17 protein-coding genes are annotated in these 16303 nt (G+C 63.3%); 14 read left to right on the top strand and 3 right to left on the bottom strand.

Annotation, left to right across the window (positions count from 1 at the left end):
• Positions 1-285 precede the first annotated feature (285 nt).
• Positions 286-1539 carry a L,D-transpeptidase family protein gene (locus DY201_RS18600; RefSeq protein ID WP_115732472.1) on the top strand — a complete coding sequence of 418 codons (1254 nt, stop codon included), beginning with the start codon at positions 286-288 and terminating at the stop codon, positions 1537-1539.
• 88 nt (positions 1540-1627) lie between these two features.
• Here the strand turns inward: DY201_RS18600 and DY201_RS18595 are convergent, their stop codons facing one another.
• Positions 1628-2128 carry a thioredoxin domain-containing protein gene (locus DY201_RS18595; RefSeq protein WP_115732471.1) on the bottom strand — a complete coding sequence of 167 codons (501 nt, stop codon included), beginning with the start codon at positions 2126-2128 and terminating at the stop codon, positions 1628-1630.
• A 230-nt stretch (positions 2129-2358) separates the two neighbouring features.
• Between DY201_RS18595 and glyA the strand changes: the two genes are divergently transcribed.
• The 11 genes from glyA to DY201_RS18540 all read left to right on the top strand — a co-directional run bounded on the left by glyA (position 2359) and on the right by DY201_RS18540 (position 12371).
• Positions 2359-3660 (top strand): serine hydroxymethyltransferase, encoded by a 1302-nt coding sequence (gene glyA, locus DY201_RS18590; protein ID WP_115732470.1) that lies wholly within the window; start codon positions 2359-2361, stop codon positions 3658-3660.
• A 141-nt stretch (positions 3661-3801) separates the two neighbouring features.
• The gene (gene nrdR, locus DY201_RS18585) at positions 3802-4266 is read left to right on the top strand and encodes a transcriptional regulator NrdR (RefSeq protein WP_067962991.1); all 465 of its coding nucleotides are present in this window, start codon (positions 3802-3804) and stop codon (positions 4264-4266) included.
• A 3-nt stretch (positions 4267-4269) separates the two neighbouring features.
• Positions 4270-5394 (top strand): bifunctional diaminohydroxyphosphoribosylaminopyrimidine deaminase/5-amino-6-(5-phosphoribosylamino)uracil reductase RibD, encoded by a 1125-nt coding sequence (ribD, locus tag DY201_RS18580; RefSeq protein WP_115732469.1) that lies wholly within the window; start codon positions 4270-4272, stop codon positions 5392-5394.
• Complete coding sequence (locus DY201_RS18575) at positions 5394-6011, top strand: riboflavin synthase (protein WP_115732468.1); 618 nt, start codon at positions 5394-5396, stop codon at positions 6009-6011. The genes ribD and DY201_RS18575 overlap by 1 nt, the downstream gene beginning before the upstream one ends.
• Positions 6012-6125: 114 nt before the next feature.
• Complete coding sequence (gene ribH / locus DY201_RS18570) at positions 6126-6590, top strand: 6,7-dimethyl-8-ribityllumazine synthase (protein ID WP_115732467.1); 465 nt, start codon at positions 6126-6128, stop codon at positions 6588-6590.
• Entirely contained in the window at positions 6587-7087 is a 501-nt protein-coding gene (nusB, locus tag DY201_RS18565) for a transcription antitermination factor NusB (RefSeq protein ID WP_115732466.1), read from the top strand. The genes ribH and nusB overlap by 4 nt, the downstream gene beginning before the upstream one ends.
• Positions 7084-8286 carry an MFS transporter gene (locus DY201_RS18560; RefSeq protein WP_115732465.1) on the top strand — a complete coding sequence of 401 codons (1203 nt, stop codon included), beginning with the start codon at positions 7084-7086 and terminating at the stop codon, positions 8284-8286. Before nusB ends, DY201_RS18560 begins: the two co-directional genes overlap by 4 nt.
• 156 nt (positions 8287-8442) lie before the next feature.
• On the top strand, positions 8443-9354 hold the full coding sequence (gene osmF / locus DY201_RS18555) for a glycine betaine ABC transporter substrate-binding protein OsmF (RefSeq protein ID WP_165915940.1): 912 nt from the start codon (positions 8443-8445) through the stop codon (positions 9352-9354).
• Positions 9355-9469: 115 nt separating this feature from the next.
• Positions 9470-10684: an ABC transporter permease gene (locus tag DY201_RS18550; RefSeq protein WP_172582936.1), complete on the top strand. Its 1215-nt coding sequence runs from the start codon at positions 9470-9472 to the stop codon at positions 10682-10684.
• Positions 10681-11619: an ABC transporter ATP-binding protein gene (locus tag DY201_RS18545; protein WP_115732463.1), complete on the top strand. Its 939-nt coding sequence runs from the start codon at positions 10681-10683 to the stop codon at positions 11617-11619. Before DY201_RS18550 ends, DY201_RS18545 begins: the two co-directional genes overlap by 4 nt.
• Positions 11616-12371, top strand: coding sequence for an ABC transporter permease (locus DY201_RS18540; protein WP_115732462.1), 756 nt, complete (start codon positions 11616-11618; stop codon positions 12369-12371). The genes DY201_RS18545 and DY201_RS18540 overlap by 4 nt, the downstream gene beginning before the upstream one ends.
• A gap of 2 nt (positions 12372-12373) precedes the next feature.
• On the opposite strand, the gene DY201_RS18535 is transcribed toward DY201_RS18540, so the two are convergent.
• Positions 12374-12685 (bottom strand): hypothetical protein, encoded by a 312-nt coding sequence (locus tag DY201_RS18535; protein WP_245432035.1) that lies wholly within the window; start codon positions 12683-12685, stop codon positions 12374-12376.
• Here DY201_RS18535 and DY201_RS18530 point away from each other — a divergent pair.
• Positions 12684-13178: a DUF2165 family protein gene (locus DY201_RS18530; protein WP_115732461.1), complete on the top strand. Its 495-nt coding sequence runs from the start codon at positions 12684-12686 to the stop codon at positions 13176-13178. The genes DY201_RS18535 and DY201_RS18530 overlap by 2 nt on opposite strands.
• 278 nt (positions 13179-13456) lie before the next feature.
• A complete protein-coding gene (locus DY201_RS18525) occupies positions 13457-15604 on the top strand; it encodes a sodium-translocating pyrophosphatase (protein ID WP_115732460.1) in 2148 nt (715 codons plus the stop codon).
• Positions 15605-15763: 159 nt separating this feature from the next.
• Here DY201_RS18525 and DY201_RS18520 read toward each other — a convergent pair whose 3' ends face one another.
• The gene (locus DY201_RS18520) at positions 15764-16294 is read right to left on the bottom strand and encodes an outer membrane protein assembly factor BamE (protein WP_172582935.1); all 531 of its coding nucleotides are present in this window, start codon (positions 16292-16294) and stop codon (positions 15764-15766) included.
• Positions 16295-16303 lie beyond the last annotated feature (9 nt).

The following is a 16303-nucleotide window of genomic DNA, read 5'->3' as shown; positions in this document are numbered from 1 at the left end:
CTCCAGTCGCAGGGCCGGTTGCAGAAATGCACCGGTCCTTCCTTTTTTAGCGCACCGACATTCAATGGAAGGCGCGGCAGCCATGTTGCCGCCATATTCGAATGACTATCGGGAAGCTGTGATGTGCCAGATCTGCCTGTTCGGCCGTCAGCAACCCGTGCGATGAAGTCGCGTTTCACGCCTTAGTGATGCCGGGTTATGGTTGGCTAATTGTTAAGTATGGCCGTCATATCGTCGCCGGAGATTTCCTGCCGGTTGTGTTGCGCGAATATGTCTGGAACGTCCATGAAAACGAACCGCCGTTTCTTTCTCTCCGGTGCCGGCGCAATCGCCATGGCAGCCTTGTCGGGCGCAGCCAGCGCTCAGGACGTGATCGGCGAAGTTCTCGGCTCGTCGCGCCGCGGCAATTGGGACGACCAGTTCGACGCCCGCGTCAGCCAGGGCGCCAAGGTTGCCAGCACGCTGCCGGTCTTCACCGCGCAGACGGCTGCTTTCACCCAGCAGGCGATTGCCCAGTACCAGAACATCGTCGCCCAGGGCGGTTGGCCGGTCGTACCGGCCGCCAAGAAACTCAGGCTCGGCGTCGAGGACCCCGATGTCCAGCTGCTGCGCAAGCGCCTGATGGTTTCGGGCGACCTGTCGCCGCGCGCTGGCCTTTCCGATTCCTTCGACACCTATGTCGACGCCGCCTTGAAGCGCTTCCAGGCACGCCACGGCCTGCCGGATGACGGCGTCATGGGCCAGTACACCTATGCGGCGATGAACATCAGCGCCCAGATTCGCCTCGGCCAGCTCGAGACCAACCTTGGCCGTATCCAGGCCCAGGCCGGCACGCTCGGCCAGCGCTATGTCAACGTCAACATTCCGGCTGCCCAGGTCGAAGCCGTCGAGAACGACCGCGTCGTGCTGCGCCATACCGCAATCGTCGGCAAGGTCGACCGCCAGTCGCCGATCGTCAATTCGAAGATCAACGAGATCGTCGTCAACCCCTACTGGAACGCACCGGTGTCGATCGTCCGCAAGGACATCATCCCGCTGATGCGCAAGAACCCGAACTACCTGACCGACAACAAGATCCGCCTGTTTGCGCCGGATGGCAGCGAAGTCGATCCGATGAATGTCGACTGGTCGACGGAAGAGGCGGCGAAGTACCGCTTCCGCCAGGATCCGGGCGCCAACAACGCCATGGCGTCGGTGAAGATCAACTTCCCCAGCCCGGATGGCGTCTACATGCACGATACGCCGCAGCAGAGCCTGTTCGGCAAGCTGATGCGCTTCGACTCCTCGGGCTGCGTGCGCGTCCAGAACGTGCGCGACCTCGTCACCTGGATCCTGCGTGACACGCCGGGCTGGAGCCGCTCGCATTTCGAGCAGGCCATCAAGTCGGGCGAAAATACCCCGGTCCCCGTCACCAATCCGGTGCCGGTCTATTTCACCTACGTCTCGGCATGGTCGACCGGCGATGGTGTCGTGCAGTTCCGCGACGACATCTATGGCCGCGATGGCGTCGACGAGCTGCAGATCACCTCGGCTCTCTGAGCCGCAGCGACAAGCCAAAAAAGCCGCCTTTCGGGGCGGCTTTTTTGTGCTTGCTGCGGGCATCGGCCGATGAGGTGGCGGCTGTCTTCTACTCGTCTGCCGAGAAGAAATGGACTTCCATCAGGACCGGTCCATCCGGACCGCGGAAGAACAACAGCTCGGCGTTTGACACTGTCCTGAACTCTTTGACAATTTCGGATGCGTCGTTGCGATCGAACTCCTGAAACTTGACGCCAAGAGAGTCCAGCAAGGTTCGGGCATCGGCAAGCGCAAGCCCGGGCTGGACGCGGTCCAGCTCCACCTTAATCCCGCGTGCGAGGCGGATGCGTGTCTTCTTGGGGGACGGTTCGCCTTCCGGCGTGTCCCAAAGTTCCACCCAGAACCTGGTCACGACAATCTGGTTGTCGCGCGCCTGAAGATTGATCTCGAAGTCAGCGTAACCAAGCTGGCACGAGAAGAAGCTTTCGTTCGCGAAGTCCCAGCGATCGGGTGTTCCGAGGAAGTACCCGATTTTCCCCAGCGTGTTGTCAGGCCAGAGCGGGCTTTGCTGCTCGCCGCGCAGCATCAATTCGAGCGATATCTTTTTCATGACGGTATTTTGCCGGGGGAACCTTGTGCGTCAAGTTCCTCGCAAGGAGTGCTTGCGTTATCCAGCAGGCTTTCCCGGGTCTGTTTTTTTGTTGCAGTGGCGGTTTGGTCCAAATGCGACCACGAAATTTCGCACCGCACGTGGCGACGCTGGGGCAAGTATGTTAATGGCCGCCGAACTTCCCCGATGCCCCTCCGGACCAGTCCCCGGAACAGCAAGGATCAGAACCGATGGCCGCTTCGAAACACCTCGAAACCTTCTTTGGAACCCCGCTCGAGGAGGCCGATCCCGAGATCTTCGGATCGATCCGCAACGAGCTCGGTCGCCAGCGTCACGAGATCGAGCTGATTGCCTCGGAAAACATCGTTTCCCGCGCCGTGCTCGAGGCGCAGGGCTCGATCATGACCAACAAATACGCCGAGGGTTATCCCGGCAAGCGCTATTATGGCGGCTGCCAGTTTGTCGACGTCGCCGAAGAGCTCGCCATCGAGCGCGCCAAGAAGCTGTTCGACTGCAGGTTCGCCAATGTCCAGCCGAACTCCGGCAGCCAGATGAACCAGGCGGTGTTCCTGGCGCTGCTGCAGCCAGGCGACACCTTCATGGGCCTCGACCTGAATTCGGGCGGTCACCTGACCCACGGCTCGCCGGTCAACATGTCCGGCAAGTGGTTCAAGGTCGTCTCCTATGGCGTGCGCAAGGACGACAACCTGCTCGACATGGACGAGGTCGCGCGCCTTGCCCGTGAGAACAAGCCCAAGCTGATCCTCGCCGGCGGCACCGCTTATTCCCGCATCTGGGACTGGAAGCGCTTCCGCGAAATCGCCGATGAAGTCGGCGCCTATCTGATGGTCGACATGGCCCACATCGCCGGCCTGGTTGCCGGCGGCGTGCATCCGTCGCCGCTGCCGCACGCCCATGTCGTCACCACCACCACGCACAAATCGTTGCGCGGCCCGCGCGGCGGCATGATCCTGACCAATGACGAGGACATCGCCAAGAAGATGAACTCGGCCGTGTTCCCCGGCCTGCAGGGTGGCCCGCTGATGCACGTCATCGCCGCCAAGGCCGTCGCCTTCGGCGAGGCGCTGAAGCCGGAGTTCAAGACCTATGCGGCCAATGTCGTCGCCAATGCCAAGACGCTGGCCGCGAGCCTCAAGGACACCGGCCTCGACATCGTTTCGGGCGGCACCGACAACCATCTGATGCTGGTCGACCTGCGACCCAAGAACGCCACCGGCAAGCGCGCCGAGGCAGCTTTGGGCCGCGCCAACATCACCTGCAACAAGAACGGCATTCCGTTTGATCCGGAAAAGCCCTTCGTCACCTCGGGCGTCCGTCTCGGCACGCCGGCAGGCACCACGCGCGGCTTCGGCGAGGCCGAGTTCCGCGAGATCGGCCAGCTGATCACCGAAGTGCTCGACGGTCTCAAGGTTGCCAATTCGGACGAGGGCAACGCTGCCGTCGAAGCGGCAGTCAAGCAGAAGGTCGTCAGCCTGACCGATCGCTTCCCACTCTATCCTTATCTCGGCTAGGCATCCCTAGCCTTGGTCGGGTCATAAAAGGGCCTTCACGTTTCGAAGCCCCATGCCGGTCGTCCCGGCATGGGGCTTCTGCTTTGCCGGATGATGCATTAAGCCTTTCCCCGTCGAGGATTCGAATGACAAGGCTGAACGATGCGTTGCCCATATTGCCAGTCTGAAGACACGCAGGTGAAGGACTCGCGTCCGGCCGAGGATGGTGCCGCGATCCGTCGCCGGCGAATCTGCCCGGTCTGCGGCGGCCGCTTCACCACCTTCGAGCGTGTCCAGCTGCGCGACCTCGTGGTGCTCAAGAAGACCGGCCGCAAGGTGCCGTTCGATCGCGACAAGCTGGCCCGTTCGGTCGAGATCGCCGTGCGCAAGCGCAATGTCGATCCCGAGCGCATCGAGCGTGCCGTCACCGGCATCGTCCGCCAGCTCGAAAGCTCCGGCGAAACCGAGATTCCGTCTGGCGAAATCGGCCGCCTGGTGATGGAGGCGTTGAAGACGCTCGACGACGTCGCTTATGTCAGGTTTGCTTCCGTCTACCGCAATTTCCGCGAGGCCAAGGACTTCCATGAGGTCCTGGGCGAACTGAAGGGCGACGAGGAAGCCAGCTGAACGATGGTCGAAAACAGTGCATCCGGGCAGGACAGGATTGATCGCCGCTACATGGCAGCTGCTCTCAGGCTGTCGCGCAAGCATCTCGGACTGACATCGACCAACCCGGCGGTCGGCACGCTCATCGTTCGCGACGACGGCAATGGACCCGTCATCGTCGGTCGCGGCGTCACCGCCATTGGCGGGCGGCCGCATGCGGAAGCCGAAGCGCTCGCCGAAGCGGGCGAGCTGGCGCGCGGCGCCACCGCCTATGTCACGCTCGAGCCCTGTGCCCACCACGGCCGCACGCCGCCTTGCGCCAATGCGCTGGTTACCTCAGGCATAAGCCGCGTCGTCGGCGCCGCCAGCGATCCGGATCCGCGTGTTTCCGGCAAGGGCTACGCGATCCTTCGCGGTGCCGGCATCGAGGTCAAGGAGGGCGTTCTGGCCCGGGAGGCCTCCGACCAGCTCGCCGGCTACATGAATCGCTCGATGAGAAAGCGCCCGGAAGTGATTCTGAAGCTTGCGCTTTCCGCCGACGGCATGATCGGCCGCCGCGGCGAGGGGCAGATCGGCATAACCGGCGAAATCGCCCGTCGCCAGGTCCATGTCATGCGCGCCGAATGCGATGCCATCCTGATCGGCATCGGCACGGCCATCGCAGACGATCCCGAACTCACCGTCAGGCTGCCCGGACTGCGGAGCCGCTCGCCGGCCCGCATCGTGCTCGACAGGCTGACACGTCTGCCTGCGACCTCGAAGCTTGCGCGTTCTGCATCCGACGTTCCTGTCATCGTCGCCGCCTGTTCGGACAGCCACGCCGCCAACCGGGCGGAACTGGAGCGCGCCGGGGTGAAATTCCTGGCGACCGAGACCTATGATGGCCGCGTCGCACTGCCGGAACTGCTCGAGGACCTGGGCAACCAGGGCATGTCGCGCATCATCGTCGAAGGCGGCGCCGACACCGCCCGGGCCTTCCTCGACGAGGCGCTGGTCGATCGCATCGCGCTGTTCTATGGCCCCGAAGCCATCGGCACCGACGGCATTGCAGCCCCCATCGGGCGCGACCATATACCGGCAGGGTTCAGCCTGGTGCGCGAGGCGCGCTATGGCGAAGACAGTTTTGCCGAATGGATAAGGGAAATCTGATGTTTACCGGGATCGTCACCGACGTGGCCACAGTCGCGTCCGCAGCCCAGCTCGACCAGGGCGTCCGCCTGCGCATCGACACCGCCTATGATCCGAAGAGCATCGACATCGGTGCATCGATTTCCTGCGCCGGCGTCTGCCTGACCGTGGTGACGCTGCCCGAGGCGACATCTAATGCCCGCTGGTTCGAGGTCGAGGCATGGGAAGAGGCGCTGCGCCTGACCACGGCGAGCAGCTGGAAGGCCGGGCAGAAGCTCAATCTCGAGCGGGCGCTGAAGATCGGCGACGAACTCGGCGGCCACATCGTTTCAGGTCACGTCGACGGCATGGCCGAGATCGTCTCGCGCGAGGACGAAGGCGAGGCGGTACGCTTCCGCCTCGAGGCGCCCCGCGATCTGGCCAGGTTCATCGCGCCAAAGGGCTCGGTTGCGCTCGACGGCACGTCGCTGACCGTCAACAAGGTCGAGGGCACCCGCTTCGATGTGCTGCTGATCCATCACTCGCTGCAGGTGACGACCTGGGGCGAGCGCAAGGTTGGCGACCGCGTCAATCTCGAGATCGACACCATGGCTCGCTACGCTGCGCGCCTTGCCGAGGCGGCCAGGGAAGGGCTCTGAGGCGACGCAAGGCGGCTTCTCGCTGGACAGCGGTTTCCTGCCACAGTGCTTAACACTTCGCTTGCGAACTCACCCGGTTCGGCCTAAGTCAGCCGCTCCTGCCGGAGATTTTACATGGCCAACGACAAGAAACTGAAGCTCCTCATCATCGAGGCGCGCTTCTACGACGACCTTTCGGACGCGCTGCTGGACGGCGCCAAGGCCGCGCTGGATGCTGCGGGTGCAGCTTACGACGTCGTGACCGTTCCAGGAGCGCTCGAAATCCCGGCCGTCATTTCGTTCGCGCTCGATGCAGCCGACGACGAAGGCACGCAGTATGACGGCTATGTCGCGCTCGGCACCGTCATCCGCGGCGAGACCTATCACTTCGATATCGTCGCCAACGAATCCTGCCGCGCAATCATGGATCTGTCGGTCGCGGAATCGATCGCGGTTGGCAACGGCATTCTGACTGTCGAAAACGACGATCAGGCTTGGGCGCGTGCGCGTCGTACCGAAGGTGACAAGGGTGGCTTTGCCGCCCGCGCCGCCCTCTCTATGATCGCCATACGCGAAAAACTCGGAGCAGCCCGCTCGTGACGTCTTCCGAAGATAACGGCCAGCCGCCCGTCCGCCACGCCAACAAGCGCGGCGCCGCCCGTCTGGCCGCCGTGCAGGCGCTCTATCAGATGGATGTGGCCGGCAGCGGCCTGCTCGAAATCACCGCCGAATACGAGGCGTTTCGCCTTGGCAAGGAAGTCGACGGCGCACTCTACCGCGAGGCAGATGCCCAGTGGTTCCGCGCCATTCTTGCCGGCGTCGTCGAAAACCAGAAGGTCGTCGATCCGGTCATCCGCCAGTCGCTGACCGAGGACTGGCCATTGTCGCGTCTCGACTCGACTTTGCGCGCCATCCTGCGCGCCGGCGTCTACGAGTTGATGAAGCGCCAGGACGTGCCGGTTGCGGTGATCGTGTCGGAATATGTCGACATCGCCAAGGCATTCTACGCCGAGGACGAGCCCAAGCTGGTTAACGCGGTACTGGATCGTGTCTCGCGCAAGCTGCGCGGTGAAGGCAAGGGCAAGGACGCATTATGATAGGTGGCGAACGCGAAGCGCGGCGAACAGCATATATTCTCGCCGCATCGCAAGCCATCATCGGTTCTGCCGCCCCGATAGCACTGTCCATCGGCGGACTCGCCGGTTTCTATCTGCTTGATACAGACAAGTCGCTGGCTACCGCGCCTGTCACCGGCTTCAGCGTCGGCATGGCGCTTGGCGCGTTGCCGGCGGCTGCGATCATTCGCGGACTTGGCCAGCGCGGCGGCTTCATGTTCGGCACGGCCGTCACCGCTGCCGGTGGCGCCGTTGCGACTCTCGCCTTGTTCCGCTCCGAATTCTGGCTGTTCGCCTTCGGCCTGCTGGTCATCGGCATCGGCAATGCGTTCGTGCAGCAGTTCCGTTTTGCCGCCGCCGACAACGCGCCGCCTGAATTCAAGGCAAATGCCATTTCGTTCGTCCTGGCCGGCGGCATCATTACCGCCATTTTGGGGCCGCAGATCGTCATCTTCACCCGCGAACTGTTTGCGCCGATCATGTTCGCCGGCTCCTTTGCCGCGATCATCGGGCTTTCGGCCGTCGGCGCCGTCATCCTGGCGTTCCTGCGCGTCAAGCCGAGCGCCGGCACCGCTGCCGCCGTCGACCAGTCGGATGTGCGCCCGTTGATGGAGATCGTCTCCCAGCCGCGATTTGCGGCCGCCCTGATCTGCGGTGTCGGCACCTACACGCTGATGAGCTTCGTCATGACCGGCGCGCCGCTGGCGATGGTCGGCTGCGGCTTCTCGCCCGACGAAGCGACCCTTGGCATTTCCTGGCACGTCATGGCGATGTTCGGCCCAAGCTTCTTCACCGGCCGGCTGATCCAGCGCTTCGGCGCCGAACGCATCGTGGCGCTCGGCCTGCTGCTCCTGATATTTTGTGCCGTCGTTGCCCTTTCAGGCATCGCACTATGGCAATTCTGGACCGCGCTGATCCTGCTCGGTCTTGGCTGGAATTTCGGCTTCATCGGCTCGACCGCGATCGTCGCCGATACCTATCGTCCGTCGGAGAAGGGTAAGGTCCAGGGCTTCCACGATTTCGTCCTGTTCGGTGCCGTCGCTTTCTCCTCGCTGATGTCGGGCGCGGTCTACAACGCCTATGGCTGGGAAATGCTCAACTGGATCGTCTTCCCGGTTTGCGCGGTCAGCCTTGGAGCGCTGGCGACTCTTTCACTGACACGTCGGCGCCAAGCCACCTGACAGTACGTTGTCGGCAGCATTCGCCGCCGATTTCTTCGAAGCACAAAAAAATATTGCGCATGCCCCGCGCATTGTGAAACCGTATGCCCCGACGAACGTTAGGTCGCCATGCTCTTATGCGGCCACCGAATTCCGGGAATGAAAAGGGGCTTCACCATGCGTCACACCACGACAATCGCCGCAGCGTTCATCGCGCTCGGCCTCGCCACCGGCGCCGCGAGCGCGCAGGTGGTGGTGTCTTCCAAGATCGACACCGAAGGCGGCGTGCTCGGCAACATCATCAAGGCCGTGCTCGATGCCAACAACATCGCCACCACCGACCGCATCCAGCTCGGTGCGACGCCTGTCGTGCGCAAGGCGATCACAGCTGGCGAGATCGACATCTATCCCGAATATACCGGCAATGCCGGCTTCTTCTTTGAAAAGGCCGATGACCCGCTCTGGAAGGACGCCGCCAAGGGTTTTGAGACCGCCAAGAAGCTCGATTACGACGCCAACAAGATCGTCTGGCTGTCACCGTCGCCGGCCAACAACACCTGGGCGATCGCGCTGCGCAAGGATGTGGCGGAAACCAACAAGCTCGCCTCGCTCAGCGACTTTGGCAAATATGTCGCCGGCGGCGGCACCGTCGTGCTGGCCGCGTCGTCCGAATTCGTCAATTCGGCAGCAGCACTGCCGGCGTTCCAGACCACCTACGGTTTCACGCTCAAGCCCGAGCAACTGATCACGCTCTCCGGCGGTGATACCGCTGCCACCATCGGCGCTGCCGCCAACCAGACCAACGGCGCCAATGCCGCCATGGTCTATGGCACCGACGGCGGTATCGCGCCGTCCGGCCTCGTCGTCCTCGACGACGACAAGGGCGTGCAGCCGGTCTACCAGCCGGCGCCGATCATCCGCGAAGCCGTGCTCAAGGAGCACCCGCAAATCGAGTCCCTGCTCAAGCCGGTGTTCGAGAAGCTCGATCTCGTCACGCTGCAGGAGCTCAATGGCCGCGTTCAGGTCGGCGGTGAGCCGGCCAAGGCGGTCGCTGAAGATTTCCTGAAGAAGAATGGCTTTCTGAAGTAAGCTTCCCCGGCGCGCCTCGCATACAGCACTGTGCGTCCCTTCCGGACGCGCAGTGCTGCAATATCGAGAATCCGTGCATGGCCTTTTCCGAGAATCGATTCCGATTTTCGGGGTCATGCAAGAGGGCGCGCGCCGACGGAACCGGGGACGCATCGAAGTCGTGGGCATCAGGTTCGACAAGCTTGGCGTGGTGATCGCCGCGATCGCCTGTTATGGCGCCTTGATCGCGCCATTTGCCACTTTCCGCGCCAACCGCATCGTGGCGGGCGAACCTCGTTCCATCATCGAGGCGTTGCCGCAGCCATTGGCTATGGCTCTACTGGCCATTCTGGTAGCCGCGGGCCTCGTTGCCTTGTTCAAGACACCTCTCGTTGCCCGGCTTGGCGCCAGCGTCGTGGCGCTTGTCGCACTCGCGTTGCTCATCGGCGTCGCCGGCAGCCACCTGACCCCTGAAGGCAACACCTTCGCCCGTATCTCGCCGGCCTCCGGTTTCTGGGTCTTGATCTTTGCCTTCACCTTGTTGCTCGCCGATGTCCTGACCCGGCTGCAGTTGTCGCCGACCGGGCGTGTTTTCGTGCTTGCAGTGGCCGCCGCGGCAGTCTGGCTGCTGCTTGCCTCAGGGCAATGGGACAGTCTGTCGATCCTCAAGGAATACGCCAATCGCGCCGACAGTTTCTGGAACGAGGCGAGGCGTCATGTCGAACTCGCGCTTGGCTCGCTGGTTGGTGCCGTTCTTGTCGGTCTGCCGCTCGGCATCCTTTGCCATCGTGTCGAGGCGCTGCGGGCCGGCGTGCTCAACGTGCTCAACATCATCCAGACCATTCCGAGCATTGCGCTGTTCGGCATCCTGATCGCGCCGCTCGGCTGGGTCGCAGCCAATGTTCCCGGTGCCTCAGCGCTCGGCATCCGCGGCATCGGTGCTGCGCCGGCCTTCGTTGCACTGTTTCTCTATTCGCTGCTGCCGGTGGTCGCCAACACCGTCGTCGGCCTTGCCGGCGTGCCGCGTGCAGCCAACGACGCGGCGCGCGGCATGGGCATGACCGGCTGGCAGCGGCTGAGGAACGTCGAGTTCCCGCTTGCCTTTCCGGTCATACTGACCGGTATCCGCATCGTCCTGGTCCAGAACATCGGCCTTGCCACCATTGCCGCGCTGATCGGCGGCGGCGGCTTCGGCGTCTTCGTCTTCCAGGGTGTCGGCCAGACGGCGATGGACCTCGTCCTGCTCGGTGCTGTGCCGACGGTGGCGCTGGCCTTTGCCGCCGCCATTATTCTCGACGCGGTGGTCGAAACCATCGCGACCCGCAAATCCACTGAAGTGGCTGCTGCATGATCGAAATCGAACACATCACCAAGCGTTATGGCGAGACAACGGTGGTCGACGACGTCTCGATGGTCATCGAGCCGCGCACGGTCACCGTGATCGTCGGCACCTCCGGTTCAGGCAAGACGACGCTGCTGCGCATGATCAACCGCCTGGTCGAGCCGACCTCCGGTACGATCAAGCTCGACGGTACGGACAACCGCTCGGTGCCTGGCCACCAGCTTCGCCGCAGCATCGGCTACGCCATCCAGGGCAATGGCCTGTTTCCGCACCGCACGGTGGCGCAGAACATCGCCACCGTGCCCGCGCTGCTCGGCTGGGATGCCGCCCGCATCAAGGCCCGGGTCGACGAGCTGCTGTCGTTGCTGCAGCTCGATCCCGCAGCCTTTGGGCCGCGCTATCCGCATGAGCTGTCGGGCGGCCAGCAGCAGCGCGTCGGCGTCGCCCGCGCGCTCGCCGCCGAACCCAACGTGCTGTTGATGGACGAGCCGTTCGGCGCGCTCGACCCGATCATCCGCACCAAGGCGCAGGAAGACCTGCTGGCGATCCAGAAACGCTTTGGCACCACCATAATCCTCGTTACCCACGACATGGAGGAAGCGGTCCATCTCGGCGACCGCATCGCCGTCATGGATGCCGGCCGTCTGATCCAGTATGCGACACCTGCCGAGATTCTTGCGCGACCCGCCAGCGACTTCGTCGAGACGTTGATCGGTGCCTCCGACCGTCCGTTCAAGCTTCTGTCGCTTGGCTCGGTCGCTGATGCGGTCGAGCCCGGCCAGGCTGCGGGCGAGGGGATACGCGCTGAGGCAAGCCAGCGCGACGCGCTGGCCGAATTGTTGTGGTCGGGCCGCGCCGCCATGCCGGTAATCGCCGAGAATGGCGCTGCCCTTGGCCGCGTGACGGTCGAAAGCCTGCTGAAACGTGCCGCGAGGCCGCAATGAAGGCCTGGATTCCGCTCCTGCTGCGCCTTTGCCTGCTGGCGCTGCTGGTTGCGTTCCTGACCAATCCGCTGTGGTTCGAGCCGCTGCTCAAGCCGCTCACCCAGAATGGCGCGCCGGCGGTCTACAACCAGGGCAGCCTGCTGTCGCTGGCGCTGCTGCATCTGCGCACCGTCGCGATTGCCACCGCGGCGGCGATTGTGGTTGCGGTCGCGCTCGCAATCCTGGTTACCCGACCTGTCGGCGCCGAGTTCCTGCCCCTGTCGCGCAGCCTGGTGAATATCGGCCAGACCTTCCCGCCGGTCGCTGTGCTGGCGCTTGCCGTTCCCGCCGTCGGTTTTGGCGAGAAGCCGACGCTGATCGCGCTGTTTCTCTACGGCCTGCTGCCGATCTTCGAAAACACGCTGACCGGCCTTACCACCACGCCGGCCAACATCGTCGAGGCGGCCCGAGGTGCCGGCATGACCGGTTGGCAACGCTTGCTCAAGGTCGAGCTGCCGCTCAGCGTGCCGGTCATGCTCGCCGGCATCCGGTTATCGGTTGTCATCAGTCTCGCCACCGCCACCATCGGCTCCACCGTTGCCGCCAAGACGCTCGGCGAGGTCATCATCGCCGGGCTGCAATCAAACAACCTGGCCTTCGTCCTGCAAGGCGGCCTGATCGTCGCGGCCCTTGCCGTTCTGATCTACGACGCGCTGTCGGCACTGGAGCGCATGGCGGCAAGGCGCATGGGGCAGGTGGCGCAGGCAGCCTAGTGCTACCGGCCACGGACGGGATAATCGAGCGTGATCTCAAGCCGGTGACCGGTTGTGCCGACGATCCACCGGCGGCGCAGCACCGCGAAATCATGGCCGGTGCCACCTGAGTGCACGGTGACCACATCGCCCGTCTGGCATTCGGGCGAAAGCGCCAGCGCCTTGAGCACGACGTCCAGGCCGGTCTTGCTGGCATGGATCCTGGCTGAACCTGTCAGTGTGACTTCGACCTTCTCAGCTGTTGCGCCGCTGCCGAGACTCGGTGATTGATCTGGCTGATGCCCCGGTCTGTCATTTGAAGGAGTTTTTGCCATGGTTTGGCGTCTCTCTAAGATCGTGATGTGTCTTTGTCTCGCAGCTTTCGCCTTTCTTGTGGCGTTCGGCAACATCACCGACTACGGCTCCAATTTCGCCTTCGTCCAGCATGTGCTGAGCATGGACACCACCTTCCCGGGCAATGCGTTGATGTATCGCTCGATCACCAGTCCGACACTGTGGACCGTCGGCTACTGGCTGATCATTTTCGGCGAGGGGCTCACCTGCGTGCTGTTCCTGATCGCCGCGCTGCAACTCTGGCAGGCGCGCAAGGGGTCAGGCAGGCAGTTCGACGACGCCAAGGGTTTTGTCGTCATCGGTGCCACAATGGGCTTCCTTGTCTGGTTCCTCGGCTTCATGGTCGTCGGCGGCGAATGGTTCGCCATGTGGCAGTCAAGCACATGGAACGGCCAGGAGGCCGCCTTCAAATTCTACATGACCATGTTGGCAGTGCTGATCTTCGTCAATCAGCCGGATCGCGATCTGGCCTGATCCCCCGAAAATCGGAATCGTTTTTTTGCAAAGCACGATGCGCAAATCTTGCCAGTTAAAGCGTGTTTTGTGCGTCCTGCCGGATGCACGGCGCGCTAAAACTGGACTGTCTGCAATAACGGGGCGGCGAAAGCCGAGAAACACCTTTTCGATATCTTGACGTGCGCTGCCCTGTTTCGGATTGTTCGCCAGGGGCCGGAAACCGCGTAATGGCTGCCGGTCTCGTTCACTAGCCCGGGGAGGGGAATTCCGGGCACAATCAGGGAAGAGAATTGGCAATGACAATGCTTTACGTCGTCATCGCCTGCGGCCTGCTATCTGTCCTTTACGCCATATGGGCGACTCAGTCGGTCCTCGCGGCCGACCAGGGCAATGCGCGCATGCAGGAAATCTCCGCCGCCATCCGAGAAGGTGCGCAGGCATATCTGGCGCGCCAATACACAACAATCGCCATCGTCGGCGTCGTCGTGTTCCTGCTCGCATGGTGGCTGCTTTCCGCGACCGCGGCGATCGGCTTTTTGATTGGTGCAGTGCTTTCGGGGGCAGCCGGCTTCATCGGCATGCATGTTTCGGTCCGGGCCAATGTGCGGACTGCACAGGCCGCCTCCAACAGCCTGGCCGCCGGCCTCGACATCGCCTTCAAGTCGGGTGCGATCACCGGCATGCTGGTTGCGGGCCTCGCCTTGCTTGGCGTTTCCGTCTACTACCTCGTTCTGACCGGACCGATGGGTCACGCGCCCGCCGACCGCATCGTCATCGATTCGCTGGTGGCGCTTGGCTTTGGTGCTTCCCTGATCTCGATTTTCGCCCGTCTCGGCGGCGGCATCTTCACCAAGGGTGCGGATGTCGGCGGCGATCTCGTCGGCAAGGTTGAAGCCGGCATCCCCGAGGATGATCCGCGCAACCCCGCCACCATCGCCGACAACGTCGGCGACAATGTCGGCGACTGCGCCGGCATGGCGGCCGACCTTTTCGAAACCTATGCCGTGACCGTCGTCGCCACCATGGTGCTCGGTGCCATCTTCTTCGGCGGAACCGAAGTTCTCTCCAACGTGATGCTCTACCCGCTCGCCATCTGCGGCGCCTGCATCATCACCTCGATCGTCGGCACCTTCTTCGTCAAGCTGGGCGCCAACGGCTCGATCATGGGCGCGCTCTACAAAGGCCTGATCGTCACCGGCCTGCTGTCCATCATCGGCCTGGGTGCGGCGACCTCGCTAACTGTCGGCTGGGGTGAAATCGGCACCGGGGGCGGTGTCGTGATCACCGGTCAGAACCTGTTCATCTGCGGCCTGATCGGCCTGGTGGTGACGGGGCTCATCGTCGTCATCACCGAATACTACACCGGCACCAACAAGCGTCCGGTCAATTCGATCGCCCAGGCGTCGGTCACCGGTCATGGCACCAATGTCATCCAGGGCCTGGCCGTGTCGCTCGAATCGACGGCACTTCCGGCTATCGTCATCGTCGGCGGCATCATCTCCACCTTCCAGCTTGCCGGCCTGTTCGGCACGGCAATCGCCGTCACCACCATGCTCGGCCTCGCCGGCATGATCGTGGCGCTCGATGCCTTCGGTCCGGTCACCGACAATGCCGGCGGCATTGCCGAGATGGCTGGCCTGCCCAAGGAAGTGCGTCATTCGACCGACGCGCTCGATGCGGTCGGCAACACCACCAAGGCCGTCACCAAAGGCTATGCCATCGGTTCGGCCGGTCTCGGCGCGCTGGTGCTGTTTGCCGCCTACAGCTACGACCTGCAGTACTTTGCCGCCAACAGCGCGCAGTTCCCGTACTTCGCCGACATCGGCACGGTGTCCTTCGACCTGTCCAACCCTTACGTCGTCGCCGGCCTGATCTTCGGCGGCCTCATTCCCTACTTGTTCGGCGGCATTGCCATGACCGCCGTCGGCCGTGCCGCGGGTTCGATCGTCGAGGAAGTGCGCAAGCAGTTCCGCGAGGATCCGGGCATCATGAAGGGCACCTCGAAGCCCAACTATGCCCGCGCCGTCGACATCCTGACCAAGGCGGCGATCAAGGAAATGATCATCCCGTCACTGCTGCCGGTGCTGGCACCGCTCGTCGTCTATTTCGGCGTGCTGCTGATCTCGGGTTCCAAGGCCTCGGCCTTCGCGGCCCTGGGTGCCTCATTGCTCGGCGTCATCGTCAACGGCCTGTTCGTTGCGATCTCGATGACGTCGGGCGGCGGCGCCTGGGACAACGCCAAGAAGTCGTTCGAGGACGGCTTCACCGACAAGGATGGCGTCAAGCACCTGAAGGGCTCGGAGGCGCACAAGGCGTCGGTGACTGGCGACACCGTGGGCGATCCGTACAAGGACACCGCCGGTCCGGCGGTGAACCCCGCGATCAAGATCACCAACATCGTCGCACTGCTGCTGCTTGCCGTGCTCGCGCATAGCGGCGGCTGATCCCGCCGGCATCCTTGCCTCTCCGAGGCAGAGATAAACGCCCCGTCCGCAACATCTGCGGGCGGGGTTTTTCGTTGCAGCCGTGCCGGCCAAAGAAAAACCCGCGGAATTGCTTCCGCGGGTCCTGTTGCCTGAGATTCTTGAACCCCAGTCGGCGGATCAGCCGCCGAAGATGCTGCTGGCAGCACTGGAACCCATCTTGCCCGCGCCCGAAAGCAACTGGCCGAGGAAGTTCTGGTCCTTGCCGCCTGTCGGCGTCGTGCGCGAGATGAAGTCGAACACCTTGCCTTCCTGCATGCCGTAATTGGCGATGTTGGAGACGCGGCCATCGGCGCCGAAATAGACGGCGAGCACGCGCTGTTCGATCAGCTTCGGCTTGGCGAAGGCGACTGCGCGCCTGCGCGTCTGGGAGATGTAGTAGAACACCTCATTGTCGAAGGTCGCTGTCGTCGACGGCGTGCCGAGAGCGAGCAGCACCTGCTCGCGGCTCGAGCCCACCGGCACGGAGTCGATCGACTGCTGGTCGATGACGTAGCCCTGGGTCAGCGTCTCGCTGGGGGTCAGGTCACCGAACGTCTTCGAGGTGTTGCATGCCGACAGCGCGGCAGCGGCCACGATCAGCGACACGGCGCCGGCCGGACGCAACGAAAATGGCATCTTGAATTTCAGCGAGTGCAACAACAACTCCATCCTGTCGTG

The organism is Aminobacter aminovorans (genome assembly GCF_900445235.1).
GTDB lineage: Bacteria > Pseudomonadota > Alphaproteobacteria > Rhizobiales > Rhizobiaceae > Aminobacter > Aminobacter aminovorans.
This window is presented reverse-complemented; position numbering and strand designations above follow the sequence as displayed.